The 12542-nt window shown below is 69.7% G+C and carries 14 protein-coding genes; 2 read left to right on the forward strand and 12 right to left on the reverse strand.

Going from position 1 to position 12542, the window contains the following annotated elements:
* Nucleotides 1–26: 26 nt before the first annotated feature.
* The 9 genes from AB0C25_RS13655 to mqnC all read right to left on the reverse strand — a co-directional run bounded on the left by AB0C25_RS13655 (nt 27) and on the right by mqnC (nt 9204).
* Nucleotides 27–764 (reverse strand): NADH-quinone oxidoreductase subunit C, encoded by a 738-nt coding sequence (locus AB0C25_RS13655; RefSeq protein ID WP_357372907.1) that lies wholly within the window; start codon nt 762–764, stop codon nt 27–29.
* The gene (locus AB0C25_RS13660; protein WP_030486262.1) at nt 761–1438 is read right to left on the reverse strand and encodes an NADH-quinone oxidoreductase subunit B; all 678 of its coding nucleotides are present in this window, start codon (nt 1436–1438) and stop codon (nt 761–763) included. The genes AB0C25_RS13655 and AB0C25_RS13660 overlap by 4 nt, the downstream gene beginning before the upstream one ends.
* A 14-nt stretch (nt 1439–1452) precedes the next feature.
* Entirely contained in the window at nt 1453–1818 is a 366-nt protein-coding gene (locus tag AB0C25_RS13665) for an NADH-quinone oxidoreductase subunit A (RefSeq protein WP_007454588.1), read from the reverse strand.
* Nucleotides 1819–1953: 135 nt separating this feature from the next.
* The gene (locus tag AB0C25_RS13670) at nt 1954–3231 is read right to left on the reverse strand and encodes a geranylgeranyl reductase family protein (protein ID WP_210785486.1); all 1278 of its coding nucleotides are present in this window, start codon (nt 3229–3231) and stop codon (nt 1954–1956) included.
* Nucleotides 3232–3370: 139 nt separating this feature from the next.
* Nucleotides 3371–3595, reverse strand: coding sequence for a hypothetical protein (locus AB0C25_RS13675; RefSeq protein ID WP_357372910.1), 225 nt, complete (start codon nt 3593–3595; stop codon nt 3371–3373).
* Nucleotides 3596–3721: 126 nt separating this feature from the next.
* The gene (locus AB0C25_RS13680; protein WP_357251490.1) at nt 3722–4432 is read right to left on the reverse strand and encodes a demethylmenaquinone methyltransferase; all 711 of its coding nucleotides are present in this window, start codon (nt 4430–4432) and stop codon (nt 3722–3724) included.
* 170 nt (nt 4433–4602) lie between these two features.
* Nucleotides 4603–5934 carry an LPXTG cell wall anchor domain-containing protein gene (locus tag AB0C25_RS13685; RefSeq protein ID WP_357372912.1) on the reverse strand — a complete coding sequence of 444 codons (1332 nt, stop codon included), beginning with the start codon at nt 5932–5934 and terminating at the stop codon, nt 4603–4605.
* A gap of 584 nt (nt 5935–6518) precedes the next feature.
* Nucleotides 6519–7733 (reverse strand): LPXTG cell wall anchor domain-containing protein, encoded by a 1215-nt coding sequence (locus tag AB0C25_RS13690; RefSeq protein ID WP_357372914.1) that lies wholly within the window; start codon nt 7731–7733, stop codon nt 6519–6521.
* 280 nt (nt 7734–8013) lie between these two features.
* A complete protein-coding gene (gene mqnC / locus AB0C25_RS13695; RefSeq protein WP_357251484.1) occupies nt 8014–9204 on the reverse strand; it encodes a cyclic dehypoxanthinyl futalosine synthase in 1191 nt (396 codons plus the stop codon).
* A 167-nt stretch (nt 9205–9371) separates the two neighbouring features.
* Between mqnC and AB0C25_RS13700 the strand changes: the two genes are divergently transcribed.
* Entirely contained in the window at nt 9372–9767 is a 396-nt protein-coding gene (locus tag AB0C25_RS13700) for a hypothetical protein (RefSeq protein ID WP_357372916.1), read from the forward strand.
* 39 nt (nt 9768–9806) lie between these two features.
* The gene (locus AB0C25_RS13705; RefSeq protein ID WP_357372918.1) at nt 9807–10334 is read left to right on the forward strand and encodes a hypothetical protein; all 528 of its coding nucleotides are present in this window, start codon (nt 9807–9809) and stop codon (nt 10332–10334) included.
* Between the two features lie 211 nt (nt 10335–10545).
* Here the strand turns inward: AB0C25_RS13705 and AB0C25_RS13710 are convergent, their stop codons facing one another.
* The 3 genes from AB0C25_RS13710 to paaD are packed head-to-tail and all read right to left on the reverse strand — an operon-like array spanning nt 10546 to nt 12523.
* Nucleotides 10546–10947 (reverse strand): hypothetical protein, encoded by a 402-nt coding sequence (locus AB0C25_RS13710; protein WP_357372920.1) that lies wholly within the window; start codon nt 10945–10947, stop codon nt 10546–10548.
* A complete protein-coding gene (paaE, locus tag AB0C25_RS13715; RefSeq protein WP_357372922.1) occupies nt 10944–12053 on the reverse strand; it encodes a 1,2-phenylacetyl-CoA epoxidase subunit PaaE in 1110 nt (369 codons plus the stop codon). The genes AB0C25_RS13710 and paaE overlap by 4 nt, the downstream gene beginning before the upstream one ends.
* Complete coding sequence (paaD, locus tag AB0C25_RS13720; protein ID WP_357372924.1) at nt 12050–12523, reverse strand: 1,2-phenylacetyl-CoA epoxidase subunit PaaD; 474 nt, start codon at nt 12521–12523, stop codon at nt 12050–12052. Before paaD ends, paaE begins: the two co-directional genes overlap by 4 nt.
* Nucleotides 12524–12542 lie beyond the last annotated feature (19 nt).

A 12542-nucleotide genomic window follows, 5' to 3' on the forward strand; every position in this document is an offset into this window, starting at 1 on the left:
TCCGATCGCGACTGCACTCCTCGCGCTCACTGGTACGACCTCCGCTCGTTCGGCGGCTGGATCTCCGCGCCCTTGTACTCGACGGGGACACCGCCGAGCGGGTAGTCCTTGCGCTGCGGGTGGCCCTCCCAGTCGTCCGGCATGAGGATCCGGGTCAGGTTGGGGTGGCCGTCGAAGACGATGCCGAACATGTCGTAGGCCTCCCGCTCCTGCCAGTCCGCCGTCGGGTAGATGGCGGTCACGCTGGGCAGGTGCGGGGCCGCCACGGAGACCGCGGCCTCCAGCCGGACCCGACGCCGGTACGTCATCGAGGTGAGCAGGTAGACCACGTGCAGCCGGCGCTCGTCGGCGCCCAGGTAGTCCACGCCGGACACCGAGGAGCACAGCTCGAACCGCAGCGCCAGGTCGTCGCGCAGCACCTGGCAGACCTCGGCGATCCGCTCCGGGCGGACGTGCAGGGTCAACTCGCCCCGGTCGACGACGACCTTCTCGATCGCGTCGGCGAAGGCCGGGTACGCCTCCTCCAACGCGTCGCGGACCTCGTCGAAGTAGCCCCCGTACGGCCGGGACGCCTCCTCGATGGGCTGGCGCTGGCGGACCAGGCCGCCGTACCCGGACACGTCGCCGGTGCCCTGGTTGCCGAACATCCCGCGACCGGCCGGGCTGGCCGGCGGGAGCTCGGCGGGGGCACCGCTGGTGGCGCCGGCCGGCGTGACCGGCACCGGCACCCCGCCGTCGTTGGGCTTGTCCGTGGGTGACGTCATTTGGGGCCTGCCTGCGGGTGGAGGTGGTTCTGAGCGTTCATCCAGTTCTCGATCCGCAACTGCTCCTCGCGACCCTCGCGGACCGCCCGGGTCCACTCGGCACGGCGGGCCTTGTCGCTGCGGTACGAGGAGGGCATCGAGCCGTAGGGCACGACCGGTACGTCGCCGCGCTCCTGGCGGGCCGCCAGCATCTTGCGACCGTTCGGGCCGAGCGGCTCATACATGATCTTCTCGCGGAGCTTGAGGATCGCGTCGATGAGCATCTCCGGCCGGGGCGGGCAGCCGGGGAGGTACATGTCGACCGGCACCACGTGGTCGACGCCCTGCACGATCGCGTAGTTGTTGAACATGCCGCCGCTGCTGGCGCAGACGCCCATGGAGAGCACCCAGCGGGGCTCGGCCATCTGGTCGTAGATCTGGCGCAGCACCGGAGCCATCTTCTGACTCACCCGGCCGGCCACGATCATCAGGTCTGCCTGCCGGGGGGACGCCCGGAAGACCTCCATGCCCCAGCGGCCCATGTCGTAGTGCGGACCACCGGCGGCCATCATCTCGATGGCGCAGCAGGCCAGGCCGAAGGTGGCGCCCCACACGGACGACTTCCGGGACCAGTTGACCAGCTTCTCCACCGAGGTGAGCAGGACGCCGGCGGGAAGCTTCTCCTCGATGCCCATCTGACGTTCCTTCCTCAGTCCCAGTCCAGGCCGCCGCGCCGCCACACGTAGGCGTACGCAACGAAGACCGCGACGATGAACAGGACCATCTCCACGAAGCCGAAGATCGGCAGGGCGTCGAACGAGACCGCCCAGGGGTAGAGGAAGATGATCTCGATGTCGAAGACGATGAAGAGCATCGCCGTCAGGTAGAACTTGATCGGGAACCGGCCGCCGCCGACCGGCTGCGGGCTGGGCTCGATGCCGCACTCGTAAGCCTCGAGTTTGGCCTTGTTGTAGCGACGGGGACCGGCGAAGCGGGCGGCGCCAACGGAAAACAGCGAGAACGCCGCGGCGAGGGCGAACAGCCCGATGATCGGTGCGTAAGGCGAGAGCGACATCGTTTTCTCCTGCTCGTCCTTCCCTGCCCTCGGTGCTTGACGAAAATCACACTATTCACGTCCCTCGCAGTGGCAGTCGGCGGGGGTCGATCTTTGTCGGCGTCGGGGCCGTGACCAGCACCGATGCCGTCCTACTCAGACAGCTGGCGCGGCCTTCGTCATCGCGTTGATGACCCGGTCCATCGCGTCCCCGCCACGCGGGTCGGTCAGGTTGGCCAACAGCTTGAGCACGAAACGCATCAGCGTCGGGTGCGGCATGCCGTGTTTGGTGGCGATCCGCATGATCTCCGGGCGGCCGATCAGTTTCACGAAAATGCCGCCCAGCCGGTAGTAGCCGCCGAGGCGGGCCTTCAGCTCGTTCGGGTACGCCAGCAGCGCCCGCTCCCGCTCCGGCCCGGCCGGCCGGGCGAGGGCCTGGACCATGACCTCCGCGGCCAGTTCGCCGGACTCCATCGCGTACGCGATGCCCTCGCCGTTGAAGGGGTTGACCATGCCGCCCGAGTCGCCGACCAGCAACACCCCTCGGGTGTAGTGGGGCACCCGGTTGAAGCCCATCGGCAGCGCGGCGCCGAGGATCGGGCCGTCGGCGTTCGTCTCGTCGGTCATCCCCCAGTCTTCCGGGGTGTTCGCGAGCCAGTCGGTGAGCAGCCGGCGGTAGTTGGTCTTGCCGAACGCGGAGGACGAGTTGAGCACCCCGAGGCCGACGTTGACCCGCCCGTCGCCCAGGCCGAAGATCCAGCCGTACCCGGGCAGCAGGTTGTCGCCGCTGTCCTTGCTACGCAGCTCCAGCCAGGACTCCAGGTAGTTGTCCTCGTGCTTGGCCGGCGAGCGGTAGTAGCGGCGGACGGCGACACCGATCGGTCGGTCCTCCCGCTTGGCCAGCCCGAGCGCGAGCGGGAACCGGCCGGAGACGCCGTCCGCCGCGACGACCAGCGGGGCGTGGAACGTGGTCGGCTCCTTGCCCGGACCGACCTCCGCCTCGACGCCGGTGACCCGGCCGTCGCCGTCGAGCACCGGGCCCAGCACGTTGACGTTCGTGCGCAGCTTGGCGCCGGCGGCCACCGCCCGCTGGGCGAGCAGGTCGTCGAAGTCCAGCCTCGTGCGCACCAGGCCGTAGTTGGGGAAACTGGCCAGCTCGGGCCAGTCCAGCTCCAGACGCACGCCGCCGCCGATGACCCGCAGGCCGCGGTTGTGCAGCCAGCCGGCCTCGGGTGAGGTGTCCACACCCATCCGGACGAGCTGGCGCACCGCGCGCGGGGTCAACCCGTCGCCGCAGACCTTCTCCCGCGGGAACTCGGTCTTCTCCAACAACAGCACCCGTACGCCGTGCCGAGCCAGGTGGTACGCAGTAGCTGACCCACCGGGACCGGCGCCCACGACAATGACGTCGGCGTCATGTTCCACCGCGGTCATTCGCGCCTCCTCCCGCACGCTCGTGAAATGCTTCACAAGCCAGACGGGACGAGTGTATGACCGGCGTCATACCTGCGCAGGATCAGGGGTACCTAACTCGCCGATGTGACAGCCCTCGACCGTCCACAGCGGTCGAGTGTCAGGCCGGGGTGGAGGCGTCCAGACCCGCATCGACCCGAATGGCCTCCGGCAGATGCTCCCGGAGCGCACCACCGGCCGCCCGGTCCAGTGCCGCCAACACCTCGGCGACCACCTGTCGGACCTCCACCGGATCGGCTCCGGCCAACGCGCGCAGTTGCGCGACGAGTTCGGCAGCGTCGTCGTCGGTGGCGGCCACCGGGTCCGCCGGGTCTGCTCCGGTCATGCGGACGAGCGTACGGGGCAAAGTGGACTAAAGGCCGACATTCACGAAACCTGAGCAATGTCCGCGTGAGCGGCGTCCGGCCCGCCGGCTCGGTGATCGTCGTGCAGCCCGCGTCGGTCGCGGCGACTACTCGCGGATCCCCCGGTGCAGGGCCACCACACCACCGGTCAGGTTGCGCCACGCCACCCGGCCCCACCCGGCCGCGGCGACCCGGCCGGCAAGCGCCTCCTGCGCCGGCCAGGCCCGCACCGACTCGGCGAGGTAGACGTACGCGTCGGGGTTGCTCGACACCGTGCGGGCGACCACCGGCAGCGACCGCATCAGGTACGACAGGTAGACCGTTCGGAAGACCGGGTTGACCGGGGTGCTGAACTCGCAGATCGCCAACCGCCCACCCGGCCTGGTGACCCGGGCCAACTCGCGCAGGGCCGCGTCGGTGTCGTTGACGTTGCGCAGCGCGAAGGAGATGGTCACCGCGTCGAAACTGGCGTCGGCGAACGGCAGCCGCAGCGCGTCGCCGGCCAGCAGCGGCACCTCGGGACGGACCCGCTTGCCGGCGTACAGCATGCCCAACGACAGGTCAGCCCCCACCGCGTACGCCCCGGACTGCGCCAACTCCCGGGTCGAGACGCCGGTGCCCGCGCCCACGTCCAGCACCCGCTCGCCCGGCCGCAGCCCGAGCGCCGCCCGGGTGGCCCGACGCCAGGAGCGGTCCTGGCCGAAGGAAATCACCGTGTTGGTCAGGTCGTAGCGCTCCGCCACGCCGTCGAACATCGCGGCGACCTCGTGCGGCTGCTTGTCCAGACTGGCGCGCTGGCCCTGCGGGGAACGGCTCACCCCTCCACTCTGCCAGCCGCACGCCAGGCGGTGCCCGTGGGGGCGGTGGTCGCCAGCACGGGCGTGCGCTCGGGCAGGTGCGGCACCCCCGGTACGCGAAGGGGCGGGGTGGTCGCCCACCCCGCCCTCGCGTCGTTCCGGCGTCCGGACGCCGACTGCCCGTACCGCTGTCAGTCGGTGGGCTTCTCGTCACTCGGGGCGACCAGGACGACCTTGCGCCGGCGGGAGAGCACCAGCAGCGCACCGCCCACCAGCAGGATGAGGCCGCCGATGCCACCGATCAGACCGACCTGCACACCCGTCACCGGCAGGCCACCACCGCCGGAGCCGCCACCACCGGCAGCCGGCGACGTGCTCGCGCCCGGAGTCGGCGTACCACCCGGACTGGGCGTACCACCCGGGCTGGACGTAGCACCCGGCGTCGGGGTGGCGGTCCCACCCGGGGTCGGCGTGGCGGTGGGCGTCGGGGTGGCCGTGGACGTCGGGGTGGCCGTCGGAGTCGGGGTCGGGGTCGGCTGCGCGGTCAGGTCGACGAAGACGTCGAAGACCGCCTGGTTGTCGATCTCGTCGACCTCGGCGAAGGCCTTGCGCTGGGCGCTGGTCGCCGGCTCGGGCTGCTCCTCGGCCTGACCCGTCGCACCGTCGAGACCCTGCGCGACCAGCTCACCGACCCGCAGCACCGACTCGGTGACGTTCGCGCCGACCGTCACCTTGACGTCCGCCGTGTAGTACTCGCCTGGCTTGATCACCGCGCCGTCGTCCTCGCAGAGCGCCTGCGCGACACCGTTGAAGATCTGCGACGTGCAGGTGTCGGGCAGCGTGGCGAAGGTGACGCCGGCCGGGAGCGTGAGCACGTAGGACAGGCCGGTGGCCTTGCGGCTGCCGTCGTTGTAGACCGCCCAGTCCAACGGCACCGTCTCGCCGCGCTTGACCGGCCGGAGGTCGGGATCATCGCCCTGGACGCCGTTCACCACGACGTTCGCGTAGACGTCCTGCACCCAGCTGGTCAGGTCGTAGCCGGGCTTGCCGACGGTGATGTCGTGCTCGACCGTGTTGTCCTTCTGCTTGGGATCGACGGTGGCCGACTTGATGGTGACCACAAGTGTGCCGGCCTCGCCGCGCGCACCCGTGGAGAAGAGCGGAATGCCGAAGTCCTCGCTGGTGCCGGCCGGCACGTCGCCGAGCGGGCAGGTGAACGTCCTGCCCTTCACCTGGCAGCCGTCGGGCACGACGACCCCGACCTTCTTCTTCAACCGGCTGGTGTCCACGGTGTAGGTGACGCCCTTGGCGGCGACCGTGCTCCGGGTGTTGTCGACCAGGAACTTGAACGGCTTGGCCTTGGCCGCCTTGACGCCCTTGGCCAGCTCCGAGCTGAGCGGCACCAGGGCCAGATCGGCCTGGTCGGCGGCCTGCGCCGGGGCGGCCACGGTGGCCAGGCCACCGGCCGCGAGCAGGGCCACCACGCCAGCGCGGGCCAGGGCCGAGCGGTGGAACGCTGTCATCGGTCCCCCGGGGGTAGGGAAGAAAGAAAGATTGATTGCGGAACGAGCGGACGTTATCGGAGGTCGATCACGCACGCCAGCGTGCGCGGCCCAATTCATCCGTCCGGCCCGGGGTCCGCAGACGGTACGGGCGGGATGGTCACCCATCCCGCCCGTACCGCCGTGCGTTATATGAACGACCCGCCACGGGCCGATGGAGGACAGCCCAGGAACGACCATCGGACCACCCGCCACCAGCACGATCGCGGTGATTCGCGCTCGTCGGTGGTGACGGATACGAGCCGGGACGCTAGCGGCCGACGATCACCTTCACCACCCCGTAGCGGACAGCCTGACGCTGCGTCGGCCGGGACCACCCGTACCGCCGGGGCGAGTCGGCGGGAGCATGAGCCTCGATCAGCCGAACGGCTGGACGTCGACAGGCGTCAGTTGGCCTCGACCAGGGGCAGCGACGTGCGACCGACGCTCGGAGGGTGGCGTGACCCGCGCCCCGGGCACGCGAAAGGCGGGTTGGTCGCCCACCCCGCCCTCGCGTCGTGCCAGCCTGCCGCCACTCTCGTTCAAGTGGTCTCGAAGCGGATACGTCAGTCGGTCGACTTCTCGTCGCCGGGGGCGACCAGGACGACCTTGCGCCGACGGGTGAGCACCAGCAGCGCACCGCCCACGAGCAGGATGATCGCGCCGATGCCACCGATCAGGCCGGCCTGCACACCGGTCACCGGCAACCCACTTCCGCCGCCAGCGCCGCCGGCAGCCGGCGAGGTGGTGGTGCCCGGGGTGGACGTCCCGGACGGAATGGGCGTACCGGTCGGCGTGGGCGTACCGGTCGGCGTGGGCATCGGCGCGGCGGTCAGGTCGACGAACGCCTCGAAGGTCATGTCGTTGTCCCAGATGTCGACCTCGGTGGACGCCTCGGGCTGCCCCGCGGCAGGCTTCAGCCCGTACGCGCTGAGGTCACCCTGGTACTCCAGCACCGGCTCGGTCACGTCGTCGCCGACGGTCACTCGGATGTCCGAGGTGTAGTACTCCCCGGGCTGCAAGACCGCACCGGCATCCTCGCACGACAGCCGCAGCCTGCGTTCCAACAACCACTCGCGGCAGCCCTCCGGCTTCTGCGCGAAGGTGAGGCCCACTGGCAGGGACAGGTCCCAGCGGATGCCCGTCACCTTGCGGCTGCCGTCGTTGTAGATCGAAAAGTCCAGCGGAACCGTCTCGCCCCGCCGCACCGGGCGCAGGTCGGGATCGTCGCCCCGGACGCCGTTCACCACGACGTTGGCCCGGACGCCCTGCACCCAACTGGTCAGGTCGTAGCCGGGCTCGGCGACGATGATCTCGGGGTAGACCGTGTTGTGGGCGAGATTGGGGTCGACGGTGGTCGACTTGATGCTGACCACCAACCTGCCGGCGTTGCCAGGACCACGGGTGGAGAACAGCGGGATGCTGAACCACGCGTCGCTGCCGCCCGGCAGATCGCCGAGTTGGCAGGGGAACGTCTCGCCCTCCACCTGGCAACCGTCGGGCACCACGACGCCAACCATGTCCTTCTTCAACACGCTGGTGTCCACGGTGTAACTGACACCCTTGGCGGCAGCCCTGCTCAGGCTGTTGTCGACCCGGAATTTGAACGGCTTGGCCTTGGCCTGCGTGACGCCCATGGCAAGTTTCCGGCTGACCGGTGCCACGGCGAGATCGGCCTGGTCGTCGGCCTGCGCGGGGGCGGCCACGGTGGCCAGGCCACCGGCCGCGAGCAGGGCTACGACGCCAGCGCGGGCCAGGGGCGAGCGGTGGAACGCTGTCATCAGTCCCCCGGGGGTATGAAGAAAGAATTGGTTGCGGAACGAGTGGACGCCATCGGAGCGACCAGAACCGTCAGACCGTCCGCGACCAGTACGGTTGCGCCGATCTCGGTAACCGACGGCGGCAACGGATACGAGCCGCGATGTTAGCGACCGATGATCATCTCCACCACCCCCACGCCGGGCAGCCTGCCGAAGCGGCGACGGGGACCACCCGTACCGCCGGGGCGTTCCGGCGGGAGCATGACCGGTGGTCAGCCGAACGGCCGGACGTCGACCCGCGTCAGTTGACCTCGACCAGTGGCAGGGACCGGCCCGCACCGCCGCCGGGAAGCGCGATCGAGGAGAAGTGCGACACCACCCGCTCGTCGGTCGGGTCGTCGGCGGGCGTGTGGTGCACCGCGAGCCGGTGGTAGAGGGTGTCGCGTTGGGCGGGGATCCGGTCCGCCGAGCGGATCATGCCGATCAGCTCGTGCAGGTTGGAGCGGTGCCGCGCACCGGCGGAGGAGATCACGTTCTCCTCCAGCATGATCGAGCCGAGGTCGTCCACGCCCATGTGCAGCGAGAGCTGCCCGACGTCCTTGCCGGTGGTCAGCCAGGACGCCTGGAGGTGCGGCACGGTCTCGAAGAAGAGCCGGGCCACCGCGACGAGGCGCAGGTATTCCAGGGTGGTGGCCTGGGTGCGGCCCTTGAGGTGGTTGTTCTCCGGCTGGTACGTCCACGGGATGAAGGACCGGAATCCGCGGGTGCGGTCCTGCACGTCCCGGATCATGCGCAGGTGCTCGATCCGCTCGGCGTGCGTCTCGCCGGTGCCCATCATCATGGTGGCGGTCGACTCGATGCCCTGCCGGTGCGCCAACTCCATGACCTCCAGCCAGCGCTCACCCGACTCCTTGAGCGGCGCGATCGCCTTGCGCGGACGCTCCGGCAGCATCTCCGCGCCAGCGCCCGCGATCGAGTCCAGACCGGCGGTCTTGATCCGGGCGATGGCCTCGTCCAGGCTCACCCCGGAGACCTTCGCCATGTGCAGGATCTCGCTGGGGCCGATCGAGTGGATGACAAGCTGCGGGTACGCCTGCTTGACCGAGGAGAACAGCTCCTCGTAGTACTCCACGCCGTAGTCCGGGTGGTGCCCGCCCTGGAGCATCACCTGGGTGGCGCCCAGCTCGACCGCCTCGCCACAGCGGCGCAGGATCTCCTCGGTCGGGTGGGTCCACCCTTCCGTGTGCTTGGGGGCGCGGTAGAACGCACAGAACTTGCACGCCGTCACGCAGACGTTCGTGTAGTTGATGTTGCGATCGATCAGGTACGTGACGACGTTGTCCGGGTAGCGCCGCCGACGCACCGCGTCCGCCGCCTCGCCCAACGCGTGGAAGGGCGCCTCGGTGTAGAGCAGCAGAGCCTCCTCGGGCGTGATCCGCCCGCCGTCCGCGCCCCGCTGCAGGATGTCGTCGATCTCCCGGCTCACCGTCACGCCCCCGAGCCTACGTCGGCGTCAACTGGTCTCGCCGAACTGGGGACGCTGATGTGACCGCCAACAGAATTCCGTCATATACCCAAGATCAAAATATGATGTAGAAAACCCATTGACATCTTATTTCATCAGCCGCGAAGATATCGGTGAGGTTGAGGAGGCACGATATGAGCGACACAGACACCGCTCCGGGCATCGCTGCCCGCTGTCGAGCCGACGGCGGACTAACGCAAGCAACTCTCGGCGAGTTACGGGACGAGTTGGGCTACCGGAAGCTCGGCCGCTGGGTCCTCGCGGAGATCGCTGAGACGCTCAGAGCTACTGGCCTCGGCTTCTTCCCTCCAGAGCGACTCACTGCCGAACTCAACACCGAGCCGCGCCAGTGGCAGACGGTCTGGATTTACGTTCGGGATGGCGGGCCGCGGGCGCGAGTGATCGATGCCGTGCTTCAGCCCGACGACTGCGATGTACGCGCAGAACTCGACGCCATCGGCACCAAAAACCCGGCAGCGCTGACACCTCAGCAGAGGCTGGATCGAATCCGAGACATCCTCAACGCGTAGGCCAGGGTCAGCGACCACCACAGGAAGGGTCCACGCGCCATGAATGCGCACGTCTTCGTGGACGAGACAAAGGAGCGAGGGCTTCTCGTCGCGGCTGCGGTCGTGCTTCCGGCGGACCTGGCCACTGCCCGCCGGACCATTCGCGATCTGATCCTGCCCGGCCAGCGCCGCATCCACTTCCACAAGGAGAAAGACGACCGACGCCGGCAGATAATCGCTGCTGTCGTCACACTGTCTACCCACGCGGTGATCTTCGACGCGAAGAGACACCGCGACCCCAGGGCCGCCCGCGAGGCCTGCCTCGTCGAGCTCGTGGAGCACGCAGCGAAGATAAACGCCGCACGCCTCGTCCTAGAGCGTGATGACTCGACGTTCCAAGCCGACCAACGCCTGCTCTTCGAGCAGGTGAGAAAGTCGGGGACGTCTGGCAACCTGCGTTACGACCAGCTGAGAGCCCACGAGGAGTGCCTGCTGGCCATTCCCGACGCACTGGCCTGGTGCTGGGCCAAGGGCGGGCGATGGAAGGCGTCCGTCCAGCGCGTCGTCAGGGAGACGCGGCAGGTCTGACCACGTCCGGGAGACGCGAGACCCGGCTCACCCACCGTCCGGAAGGCTGCCGGGTCCACTTCCAAGGGGCTACTGCCCCTGGCACTTGCCAGGCTACCTTCGCCCGTCGCTCACGGACAAGGAATTGGGCCGTTCCAACTCCCGCGCCCCATCCGGCCCACCAACGCCCCTCCCCGCGCACGTTCGCCTCAACGACTGACGTCGGGCTTGCTCAGCTCTCGCGTACCTCGACCCGGATGCCGTACATGTCCCGCAGATCCGCCGCGAGCGTCGGCCCCGCCCAGGCCGGCACGTGCGCCTCCCACCACTGCCGTTCGGCCCGCCCCGGCATCGACTGCTCGGAGAGCACCGCGCGGAACCGCTCGTCCGCCGCCTCGATCCGCTCCCGGACCCAGCCCATCTGCGGAAAGCCGAACAACCTCTCGTCGGTCAGTACGTGCTCGATCGCGTGTCGAACGCTCAGGTCGAACCAGTACTCGTCGAGGTTGTCGTCGTAGCCGTCCTCGCAGAACCCGACGAACTGCTCCCACCCCTCCACGTAGCCGGTTGGACGCCGTCCCCCGGTGACCTCGGCGAACCGCTCGACGAACTCCCGGTCGTTCGGCGCACTCACGCGTCGTAGTCCACGACGAGCTTGTCCGTGGTTGGGCTGGACTGGCAGGTCAGGACGTAGCCGGCAGCCAACTCGTCCGGCTCCAGGGAGTAGTTGCGGGCCATCGTGACCGACCCGTCGACGACCTTCGCCTTACAGGTCGAGCAGACACCGCCCTTGCAGGCGTACGGCAACTCGCCGCGCACCTTCAGCGCGGCGTCCAGCACCCGCTCCTCGCGACCCATCGTGAAGCTCGACGACCTGCCGTCCAGCACGATGGTGACCTCCGTCCCGACGCCCGCCTGGTCCACCGGACGGCGCACCGGCTCCGGCGGCGCGTCGACGTGGAACAGCTCGGTGTGCACCGCCGACTCGGGCAGGCCACGCGCGGTCAGCACGTCCCGGACGTCGACCACCATGGCGTACGGCCCGCAGAGGAACCACTCCTCGATCACGTCGCCCGGCACGATGGTGCCCAGCAACCGGCCCAGCCGCTCGGCGTCGATCCGCCCGGAGAGCAGCGCCGACTCGCCCTGCTCCCGGGACAGCACGTGCACCAGGTGCAGCCGGGTGGGATAGCGGTCCTTCAGATCGGCCAGCTCCTCGGCGAACATGACCGTGTTCGCCGTGCGGTTGCCGTACACCAGGGTGAAGGTGCTGGCCGGCTCGACGGCCAGGGCGGTCGCAACGAGCGCGAGCACCGGGGTGATGCCGGAGCCGGCGACGACCCCGCCGTAGTGCCGCACCCGGTCCGGCGCGAACGCCGTGGTGAAGGTGCCCAACGGCGGCAGCACCTCGACGGTGTCGCCACCGCGCAGCGCCCCGCACGCGAACGCCGAGAAGGCGCCGCCGGGGATCTCCCGCACCCCGATCCGCAACCGGCCGTGCCGGGCCAGGTCGTCGGGGGTGGAGCAGATCGAGTACGACCGGCGCACGTCCGTGCCGTCCTCCGCGGCTCGCCGCACGGTGAGGTGCTGGCCCGCGCGGAAGGCGAAGGTCTCCCGCAGATCCTCGGGTACGGCGAAGGTCACCGCGACCGCATCGTCGGTGAGCCGGTCGACGGCCGCGACCGACAGCGGGTGGAAGACCGGTCGGCGGCGGACCGGACGGGTGATGGTGACAGTCACAGCGCCTTCAGGTGGTCGAAGGGTTCGGAGCAGGAACGGCAGCGCCACAGCGCCTTGCACGCGGTGGAGCCGAACCGGCTGACCTGCTCGGTCTCCGGTGACCCGCACTGCGGGCAGCGGACCGCGAGCGTCAGCGGTACGACGCCGGCGGTGGGCACCGGGGCCGGCGGGGCGATCCCCGCGGCGGCGAGCTTGGCCCGCCCACCCTCGGAGATCCAGTCGGTGCTCCACGGCGGGCTGTAGACGGTGCGGACCTCGGCGTCGGGGTGGCCGGCGACCGCCAGCGCGCGGCGGATATCGGTGCGGATCACATCCATCGCCGGGCAACCGGTGTAGGTCGGGGTGATGGTGACGGTGACCCGGCCGCTCGTCGAATCTTCCTCGACGGCCCGCAGGATGCCCAGCTCGTCGATGGTGATCACCCGGATCTCCGGGTCCACGACACTGGCGGCGGCCTCCCGCGCGCTCACCGTGCCGCCGCCGCTCGCG

Source organism: Micromonospora sp. NPDC048839, assembly GCF_040649915.1.
Taxonomy (GTDB): Bacteria; Actinomycetota; Actinomycetes; order Mycobacteriales; family Micromonosporaceae; genus Micromonospora.

Excerpts from the sequence above, each read along its gene's own strand:
- AB0C25_RS13655 (WP_357372907.1), bottom strand. The coding sequence starts at position 764 with ATGACGTCACCCACGGACAAGCCCAACGACGGCGGGGTGCCGGTGCCG.
- AB0C25_RS13660 (WP_030486262.1), bottom strand. The coding sequence starts at position 1,438 with ATGGGCATCGAGGAGAAGCTTCCCGCCGGCGTCCTGCTCACCTCGGTG.
- AB0C25_RS13665 (WP_007454588.1), bottom strand. The coding sequence starts at position 1,818 with ATGTCGCTCTCGCCTTACGCACCGATCATCGGGCTGTTCGCCCTCGCC.
- AB0C25_RS13670 (WP_210785486.1), bottom strand. The coding sequence starts at position 3,231 with ATGACCGCGGTGGAACATGACGCCGACGTCATTGTCGTGGGCGCCGGT.
- AB0C25_RS13675 (WP_357372910.1), bottom strand. The coding sequence starts at position 3,595 with ATGACCGGAGCAGACCCGGCGGACCCGGTGGCCGCCACCGACGACGAC.
- AB0C25_RS13685 (WP_357372912.1), bottom strand. The coding sequence starts at position 5,934 with ATGACAGCGTTCCACCGCTCGGCCCTGGCCCGCGCTGGCGTGGTGGCC.
- AB0C25_RS13690 (WP_357372914.1), bottom strand. The coding sequence starts at position 7,733 with ATGACAGCGTTCCACCGCTCGCCCCTGGCCCGCGCTGGCGTCGTAGCC.
- AB0C25_RS13700 (WP_357372916.1), top strand. The coding sequence starts at position 9,372 with ATGAGCGACACAGACACCGCTCCGGGCATCGCTGCCCGCTGTCGAGCC.
- AB0C25_RS13705 (WP_357372918.1), top strand. The coding sequence starts at position 9,807 with ATGAATGCGCACGTCTTCGTGGACGAGACAAAGGAGCGAGGGCTTCTC.